Raw genomic sequence first — 8,633 nt, 5'->3', positions numbered from 1 at the left:
CAAGCAGGGAATTCCTTTAATTTTAGCCCAAAATTCTGCCTTAATACCCCTGAGTTTTTCAGGGGGAACTAGCTAGTGTTTGGCAACGGGTTGAATTTATGGGACCGTCCCACGATCTTGAAACTTACTTCCTATTGAAGACATAACTAATACTCCCCTTAAATCCTAGCGGTCCTATTTACAATTACAATATTTAAATGCGTCCACCAAACCAGCACCCTGCTCTTCCGGCGTTGCATTTGGCAGATAGTTTGCTGTTTTCTTTAGCTCATCCATAATCTGCAGAGGAGAAAGTTCTGGGTTAAGCTGTAATTTCAAAGCTATAGCACCGGTAACGTGTGGTACTGCCATACTTGTGCCACTTAAAGTTGCATAATCACCGTTATTAGAAGTTGAGTAAATATTTGTCCCTGGGGCAGCTATATCAACCTCTGGACCCCGGCTGCTAAAGGGTGCAATGGCGTTGTTCTCGTCAGTAGCGGCAACTGCAACTACCTCACTAAACTTAGCTGGATAATTTACTGTACCCAAGCCTGGACCATTGTTTCCAACTTCTGCAACCATTACTAGGCCAGGGTCTTATGCCTCCTTTATGGCTTTGTCTAAAGCTCTACTGTAGGAAGTTGTTCCAAAGCTCATATTTACAACCTGCATGTGGTTGTCTACCGACCACTGGATACCCTCAATTGCATCAGAGATTCTGCCTGTTCCAGTTTTATCTAACACTTTTACTGCATAAAGATTCGCTTCTGGTGCTACCCCAATAACACCAATATCATTATCTACTGCAGCTATAACACCAGCAACATGGGTTCCGTGCCCATTATCATCATTTATACTTTCCTTACGGTTAATTGCGTTAAAGCCACCTTTTACATTTGCCATTAAGTCGGGATGAGTAAGATCGATGCCGGTGTCGATAACTGCAACTCTAACTCCGGAACCTATCGACACCCTCCATGCAAGATCTGCATTAATCCTGTTTATGCCCCAGGGTAGGATTTGGGTTGATTTTGTCTTAGCTATAGTTGGTAAAGATGATGTATAGACCTTTGCATCGTCTTCAACCCCAATAACACCAGAAGTCTTAGCCAAGGCTTCCTGGGCTTCTGATGGCAATAATGCAACCGTAGCATTTATTAAGTGCAGATACTTTAAGCGGTATCCATATTTGGCTACTAAAACATTTTGCACATCTGGCTTTATGTTGTCATTAAATACTATGATCTTTCTCTCGTAGTGGTTGCTACCGTAAGTTACTGCCGAGACAGTCAATATAAAAATACAAGCAACTAAGAGAATGGCTATTATCTTCTTTCGCACCTTGCGCTCCTTTTGTCTAAAAGAAATTTGAATTAACCTTTAATACTTTGTAGATGGCAAAGATATTGATAATGTAGCTAGAGTTAAATGCTGGCTATAGCCTCAGTTGTAGGCTATTTAGCTGGAATAAGAAACAGTATGCTTAAATTGTGTGTATGATCTGAATAGCCTGTAATTAATGTCCCATCGTTCGTAAAATCGATGGAGTCGACATATGGATGCAGCGATTTTGCTAAATTTATTTTTGCAGTACCCTTATCGCTAGTCTCGAGAAGCTCTAGCTCTTGCTTAGAATTAATAACGGCAACCGGTCCCGTCATAAAATGTCTGTAAAAAGATAGCGGTCTGAACTACCATCGGTGGTATACCAAAAAACCATCGTCCGAAAGGAGTTCAGACCTATGAAAAGAATACCACCAAGCACAGAACTAACCAAGATTGCAGAAGCACTAAGGGCAGATACGCAGACCACTGATTTAACCGGGGAGCTGATAAGGATCGGCGCTAAAAAGATTATCCAGGAGCTTCTTGAAAAAGAAGCCGAGGAGTTCCTGGGTAGAGGCTACTACGAGCGAAGAGATGAGACTATGCATGGATACCGAAACGGTTACAAGACGCGCCATCTTGATAGCGCCGAGGGGCGCCTCATGGTAGACGTGCCGCAGGTGCGAGGCGCCGATGAGCCCTACTCCTCTGTGCTGTGGGCTCACTTGAAAAAGCGCACCGAAGTGCTTGAGAACTTGGTCGTTGAGATGTACGTGCGGGGGCTCTCCACCCGAGACATCGAGGATGCGCTCACCGATCTTACCGATGGCGAGAGTTCACTGCTCTCCCGCTCAAGTGTCAGCCGCATCACTGAAGTACTCTGGGAAGAGTACGAGGCGTTCTGTGAGCGCGATCTCTCAGGCTTTGAGGTTGTCTATCTCTTTGCGGATGCCGTCTACGAGTCCTTGCGAAAACAAGCGGGCGCAAAAGAGGGGGTTCTAGTGACTTGGGGCATATGTGCCGATGGCGCCAAGGTACTCATTCACATGACGACCGGTAGCAAAGAGAGCTACGATGCCTGGCTTGAGCACTTCAGAAGCCTGGTTAAACGGGGCCTAAAAGTTCCATTAACCGTCACGAGCGACGGCGCCCCGGGGCTTATCAAGGCCATCGAGGTGATATGGCCGCAGGCTGAGAGGATCCGCTGCTGGGTTCATAAGATGAAGAACCTGCTTGAGAAGCTGCCCGATGATGCCAAGGGGCTCGTAAAGCCGTACCTTGAAGCAATCAGAGATGCGGCTGATTACGGGATGGGCAAAATCGTTGCCAACCAAGTCATCGAACTCTTCAAGCGAGACTATCCATCGTTTGTGAAATGTCTTGTTGAAGACCTTGAGGCAAGCCTTGCCCACCTAAAGCTGCCGGCCGCACACCGTAAAAACATTCGAACGACGAATCTGTGCGAGCGAAGCTTTGTTGAAGAGCGCCGCCGCTCTAAGATTATTCCTCGTTTTCGTGGTGAGCAGCAATGCTTAAAGCTTGTTTTTGGTACTCTCTGGAGAGCATCCGAGAGATGGCAAAGAGTTCGCTTTACCGAACATGAACGCAAAGCTTTGAGAATCGCTATATTGAGCAACGAGAAAATGAGAAGCAAAAGGAGGTTAAAGTCTTGAGCAACCGTGGCGTAGTCGGGACTGCTATTTACAGACAGATTGAGACTTGACCCGTTTTATCTGTCTGCAGATTACGAAGCGTAACCTCTGGCACACCCTTACTATTGATCCTTATCCACGCTATGTAGTCCTCATATAGGGTTGGGGCAATAACTGTTAAAGGCTCAGAATCTTTTACCTCATATACAACTTTTTGTTCGTTCGTTTTTAAATCCAACACATGGATTGTACTTCTTCCACCTGTTACCTCTGAATCCACCCACACCATCCATCTTCTGTTACATAACAGATTATTGATTGTAGGTTCCCTAAATTTCGATTCGTATATAGTGGAAATGTCCTGATTGTTAAGATCATATCTAACAATCTTATTAATACTTTCTGAGTTATCATTAACCGGTATATACAGACTGTTATCGATTAACGCGGGTTTAGTGTATTGAGTAAAAGGGATCGTAACCTTTATTATGCTAGACATATTAAGCTCAAGCTGGCTCAAATGGTTGATAGATGTGTTGGTTTTATTGGCTTTTTCATGATTAGCTTGCGAGCAACCGCTTAGTAATATCAAAAACACTAAGAGAGCTATACCAAAATTTCTTTTCATATCTTCTCCCATAAGTTTAGTAATCGGGATAGGGGGCGGCTTGTAGCCGCCGACCCTCCCACACCACCGTACAAGCCGGTCTGGCATACGGCGGTTCGTCAAGATTAACGTGCTACCGAGTATTTCTTTACTAGACTTACAAGTCCCAGTTTAGATAGATATTCGTTGGTTAGGGTTTGGCTTAAGATAGGGCTATTGGAAACTCTCCAGTAGCCTTTTCTCGTGTTGGCAAATTTCCATGCATTTCTGTTCTTAAGCCCCAGTTTAACCAGGTTGTCATGCCTAGTTCTGACTTTACGCCACTGTTTGTGAGATACACATCCGCAGTCTTCGCCTTATCCATTCGTCCAGGTTTTGGGTCATGCCTTTCATATCAGCGAGAGCAAAGTAGTTCACCCAGCCGATAAGGGAGCGGTTTAGGGCTTCTATCTTTTGTTCCGTGCTCCGTCCATTGCTTCTGGACAGGATTTGCCTTACCTTATCCTTGAACTTTTCACTGTCTTTGCGTGTACTCGTATCCCAACTCCATCCTTCTTGTGATAGAAGGAGAATCCCAGAAACTTTCGTTTCCATGGCCTGTCCACGGCACTTTTCTCCTTGTTGACTTTAAGCTTGAGTTCTCCTTCGAGATATTCGGTTATGCTTTGCATAACCCTCTCTCCGGCACGCCGGCTTCTGACATAGATATTGCTATCATCAGCATAGCGGCAGAATTTGTGCCCTCGCCTCTCAAGTTCCTTATCCAGTTCATCTAGCATTATATTGCCTAATAGTGGACTTAGAGGGCCTCCTTGCGGGCAGCCTTCTTCTGTTTCTACCACCACGCCATTTATCATCACGCCTGACTGTAGATAAGCCCGGATTAGCTTGAGCACTCGCTTGTCCGTTACTTTCCTTGAGACCAAACTCATTAGTTTGTCGTGGTTTACGGTGTCGAAGTATTTGGCAAGATCGATGTCTACCACCCATTTGCAGCCGCCTTGGATGTACTCTTTGGCTTTGGTTACTGCCTGCCCGGCTCTTCGTCCCGGTCTGAACCCGTAACTGTGTTCTTAAAAACCCCGGGTCAAAAATGGGGGTAAGCACCTGTGTAATGGCCTGCTGAATCATCCTGTCTAGCACCGCCCCGATTCCAAGGTTCGAGGCACTAAGAGGCCTTGCAGTTGCTTACAAAAAAGCCGGGCTAACCGAAAAAGCCGAAGAGACCAAAGAAAAACTGCCCCGCTAGCCCCACCGGTGTCACCCACCGGCACCCACCGGTGTCTATTTGATTGTTTCAGGGTTGGTAATTTCAATTTTGGCAGCCTCAAGTAAACTATCCCCTAGTTTATTGTATTCTGACTCGGCTTTTTCAACTTCCTCTTGCGTCTTAGCGCCTTTAAGAAACTCGCCTCTTAGCTTGCCGATATATAAAGCTTCTTTATATGCATTGATAACTTCTGGATTTGACCAGAATTCAGTCTCAGACATACCTAAACCCACTAAGTAATCTTTAAAACGTTGCTGCTCCTCAGAAGGCATACCAGCTATCGCCTTTTTTATGTTTAGCATCATGGTCTTAACTTCGGAATCGGACACTACAATTCCGCGACGCTTTGCTTCCTTGGCTAGCAGCTTCTTTTTGGCCACTTCTTTAATTACAGCCTCACCTGAAGGTTTTGGGGTTGCAGGCTCATTTGACCCCTGGTTTCTCACATATTGTTCGACTTTAAATGTCTGCCAATCAATCGCCTCGCCGTTAACTTTCGCAACAACTTTCTTAGCTTTTTCATCGGCCTTAATTGATTTGATATCCTGACCTATCTTTAGAAATTGTGTTTGCGTAAATGCGGCCGCACTTACCATTATTATAAATAGTATGCCGGCTATGCCTATAATAAGATTTCTCTTTTTCATCTGACCCTCCAATCGGCTAATTTACTTTATTTTAGTAATAATATTTTATTGTTCTAGACACGGTTGAAGGTAAAGTACTGCCATAAGATGACCAAGTACTATTGCCTGCCACGTAGTCTGTACCACCCCTGGGTATATACACGTTCGCCCAGTTATGTCCACCCCAGGGTAAATAGCCAGATGGATATATTGAGCTGGAGTCAGGAGTTAGCCCAAGGCTTGTATACTGGGAGCCATTATTGTAAAAAACAATGTTACCGGCTACTGTTTGAGGAAATGGATATGTGTAGCCATTTGCTACATAATAAACCCCTCCAAGTTGATGATTATAAATTTTCCACCAACTTGTAGCGTATACATCATAGGTTTCTCGCAAGTGGGAGCTATAATAGCATGAGAAAGGCACAAGGACGCCACTCGATGGGTACCATACGGTAAACCACCAAGAGCCATCGGCTGCTGCAGTGTAGGCAAAAGCCGGCGAACCTAAGAATAACGCACCCAAAACAATCAAAAGTACAGCAAAAACCTTGATCTTTTTAAAATCCACTTTAATCCCCCCTGTCAGCCTTTAAAGATTCGAGCTTACGAAACATGAGTGGTAAAATATACCACAAGCACCTCCTTTCACTACGTTTTTAAACCACCAGCTCAGGAAGACTGTTATGGTTTAGCGACTATCCTAGACCATCAACACCAGAATGACGCGTGTTGGGATAACATATGGTATCTCCGGTTTGCTAGCTGCTGCTTACAAAGCTAGCAAAAAAAAGAGAGATGTCAACAGTAATATGGCTTTTTTATTTAACGATTGTTGTATAGTTTAGGTGCATCGGTAGCTCGCAATATGAATTTAATGGAGTAAAGAGGTTATCTATGAGATAGAAAAAGTTCTCCATGTTCGCCTTACCTGTAAAACAGGAAAGTTCTCCTGGCTAGGTGTCTTATCTTTTCTGGCAATCGGGTAGGAGGGGGACTCACATCCCCCGTCCTCCCACACCACCGGGCATACGGTTCCGTACCACGGCGGTTCATGAAATACATTAAAGCCGACAAAGTCGGTCAAGCAGTGACACGAGACCACATGAGTCAAAGTAGGACTTAGGAAAAGCCTGGTTCATGTGCGATGCCCCAGAGTTCCACCAGGGTCCACGGCCATTAGTGGCAGAGTGCCATGCTCGCTTCTCCGATAGGCCGCGGCTTAGGAGCCTCTTAACCCGAGTATGCGCGCGCTTCCATTGTCGCTAGAGAATGCAGCGTAGTTTACGGCGTATCCACTTGTCGAGTTCCTCGAAGATACCTTTGACTTCAGCCAGCTTAAAGTAGTTGGCCCAGCCGCGGAGAAGGGGCGTAAGGTTATCGATAGTCCGTCCCAGGCTGCACTCCCTTCCTCTGCGGATGATAGTTTTTATCTTTGACTTCAGGCTCGCAACTGCCTCGGGCGCTACTTTAAGGCGGGGAATTTTGTGCCACGTCATTGAGTAGCCGAGGAACTTTCTTTTCCAGGGGCGAGAGGTGGCGCTTTTTGAGATGTTGACTTTGAGTTTGAGCCGCTTCTTTAGAAACCCTGTGATTGATGCCATCACCCGCTCGGCTGCTGCTTCTGAGCCTACATAGACATTGCAGTCGTCAGCGTAGCGCACAAATGCATGTCCTCTTTTCTCTAGCTCTTTGTCCAGTTCATCGAGTAGGATATTTGAGAGCAACGGTGAGAGCGGACCCCCTTGCGGCGCTCCTTCTACCCGGGGTGAGGTGATTCCCCCGGCCATCATTCCGGCCGTGAGATACCTGCGGATGAGCCTGAGGACTCGCTTGTCGGTAACGTTGCGCGCTACCTTAGCCATGAGTATGTCGTGGTTGACCTTATCGAAGAAGTTCTCGATATCGATATCTACCACCCATCGCTTGCCATCTGCGACATAGAAACGTGCTGCCTCTACCGCTTGGTGTGCGCTTCTTCCCGGACGAAATCCATAGCTTCCTGGAGAAAACGTGGGGTCAAAGACCGGGGTTAAGACTTGTAGGAGGGCTTGTTGTATGAGGTGGTCCATGACAGTGGGAATGCCGAGTGTTCGTGTGCCCCTGCCTCCGGCTTTCGGTATTTCGACCAGAAGCACGGGGGCTGGTATGTAGTTGTCAGCTAATAGCTTCTCTTTGATTATCTCCCAGTTTTCTTTCAGGTGCGGGGTGAGCTCTTCGACTCTCATTCCATCAACGCCGGGTGCTCCTTTGTTTGACACCACTCTCTTTAAAGCCGCTTTCATATTCTCGCGTTCGACCACTGCTTCCATTACTTCGTCGCCTTTGAAGTGTGCTCTCTCGTTTGTTGCCGCGGTGTTTGGCATACCAGCTTTAAGTCCTTGCGGATTCCGTCCGCTCCCCCTTAAGTTGGTATCTGGTATCTCAACCATCTTTGCTGTGCCTCCTTCACTTCGCGAAACTTAACAGGTGACACTTCAAAAGTTCATGTTCGGGCCTTCGGCCTGGTCGAAAAGGCCTACTATGCCCTCTGCTGACTTCTGCTTACCCATCCCGACACCTTGCGATGACGGTAGCACGTGGCAGGTTAAGCAGACCTCCCCGGGTAATGCGCACGTACCTTCCCGCTTATGCCCGCCGCATCTACGTCTATGCTTTCCGTACAGGTATTGGACTTCAAATACATTTGCCTTCTTATCCAGCATAGCCGCCTCATACGCGATTTCTGTTCGTCGGGCCAGCGTTTTGCCTACGGCTTGCCTGTTGATTCTACCTCGCGATGGACACCCTTGCCGTCCAGCTAACAGCTCCCCCTGTCGGGCCTGCAAGGAACTTTTATCCTCAAGTACGTGCGCCCTGCCGGGCGCACAAGGAAAGGCCTCCGGGCTTTTAGCCTGGAGGCCTTATAGTATCGGCGGCGTCCTACTCTCCCACCCCGTTACCAGAGCAGTACCATCGGCACTTAAGGGACTTCAAGTTTTCCGTGTTTGCAAATGGGCGCAGGTGTTTCCCTCGGTATGGATACTGAAAATTGTAAGCCGAGGCCCTTTGGGCCAAAGCCCTTCTACGAAGTAACCGGTACCTGAGACCATGAATTACTCGACAGCTTGAGCTATCTGCCTGGCAAAAGCGTCGAAATCGCCAAGGTTGGTTTTGAGAAACTCGTATAC

General features: G+C 46.8%; 6 protein-coding genes and 3 pseudogenes. 1 reads left to right on the top strand and 8 read right to left on the bottom strand.

Annotation, left to right across the window (positions count from 1 at the left end; translation table 11 throughout):
• Positions 1 to 174: 174 nt before the first annotated feature.
• Entirely contained in the window at positions 175 to 564 is a 390-nt protein-coding gene (locus K6T91_11355; protein MCL6473384.1) for a S8 family serine peptidase, read from the bottom strand.
• A gap of 15 nt (positions 565 to 579) precedes the next feature.
• Positions 580 to 1,323: a S8 family serine peptidase gene (locus tag K6T91_11350; protein MCL6473383.1), complete on the bottom strand. Its 744-nt coding sequence runs from the start codon at positions 1,321 to 1,323 to the stop codon at positions 580 to 582.
• Positions 1,324 to 1,724: 401 nt separating this feature from the next.
• Between K6T91_11350 and K6T91_11345 the strand changes: the two genes are divergently transcribed.
• Positions 1,725 to 2,981: an IS256 family transposase gene (locus K6T91_11345; protein ID MCL6473382.1), complete on the top strand. Its 1,257-nt coding sequence runs from the start codon at positions 1,725 to 1,727 to the stop codon at positions 2,979 to 2,981.
• 28 nt (positions 2,982 to 3,009) lie between these two features.
• Here the strand turns inward: K6T91_11345 and K6T91_11340 are convergent, their stop codons facing one another.
• The 6 genes and pseudogenes from K6T91_11340 to K6T91_11315 form a co-directional block, all read right to left on the bottom strand.
• On the bottom strand, positions 3,010 to 3,240 hold the full coding sequence (locus K6T91_11340; protein MCL6473381.1) for a hypothetical protein: 231 nt from the start codon (positions 3,238 to 3,240) through the stop codon (positions 3,010 to 3,012).
• A gap of 452 nt (positions 3,241 to 3,692) precedes the next feature.
• Positions 3,693 to 4,698: pseudogene (ltrA, locus tag K6T91_11335) on the bottom strand (group II intron reverse transcriptase/maturase).
• Between the two features lie 153 nt (positions 4,699 to 4,851).
• On the bottom strand, positions 4,852 to 5,484 hold the full coding sequence (locus K6T91_11330; GenBank protein ID MCL6473380.1) for a SurA N-terminal domain-containing protein: 633 nt from the start codon (positions 5,482 to 5,484) through the stop codon (positions 4,852 to 4,854).
• 31 nt (positions 5,485 to 5,515) lie between these two features.
• Entirely contained in the window at positions 5,516 to 6,034 is a 519-nt protein-coding gene (locus tag K6T91_11325) for a hypothetical protein (protein MCL6473379.1), read from the bottom strand.
• 493 nt (positions 6,035 to 6,527) lie between these two features.
• A pseudogene (gene ltrA, locus K6T91_11320) lies at positions 6,528 to 7,775 on the bottom strand (group II intron reverse transcriptase/maturase).
• Positions 7,776 to 7,984: 209 nt separating this feature from the next.
• A pseudogene (locus K6T91_11315) lies at positions 7,985 to 8,168 on the bottom strand (hypothetical protein).
• Between the last annotated feature and the right edge of the window lie 465 nt (positions 8,169 to 8,633).

This window comes from Bacillota bacterium (genome assembly GCA_023511485.1).
GTDB lineage: Bacteria > Actinomycetota > Aquicultoria > Aquicultorales > Aquicultoraceae > CADDYS01.
Note: the sequence above shows the minus strand (reverse complement) of the source record. Positions and strands in the feature narration are given on the sequence as shown.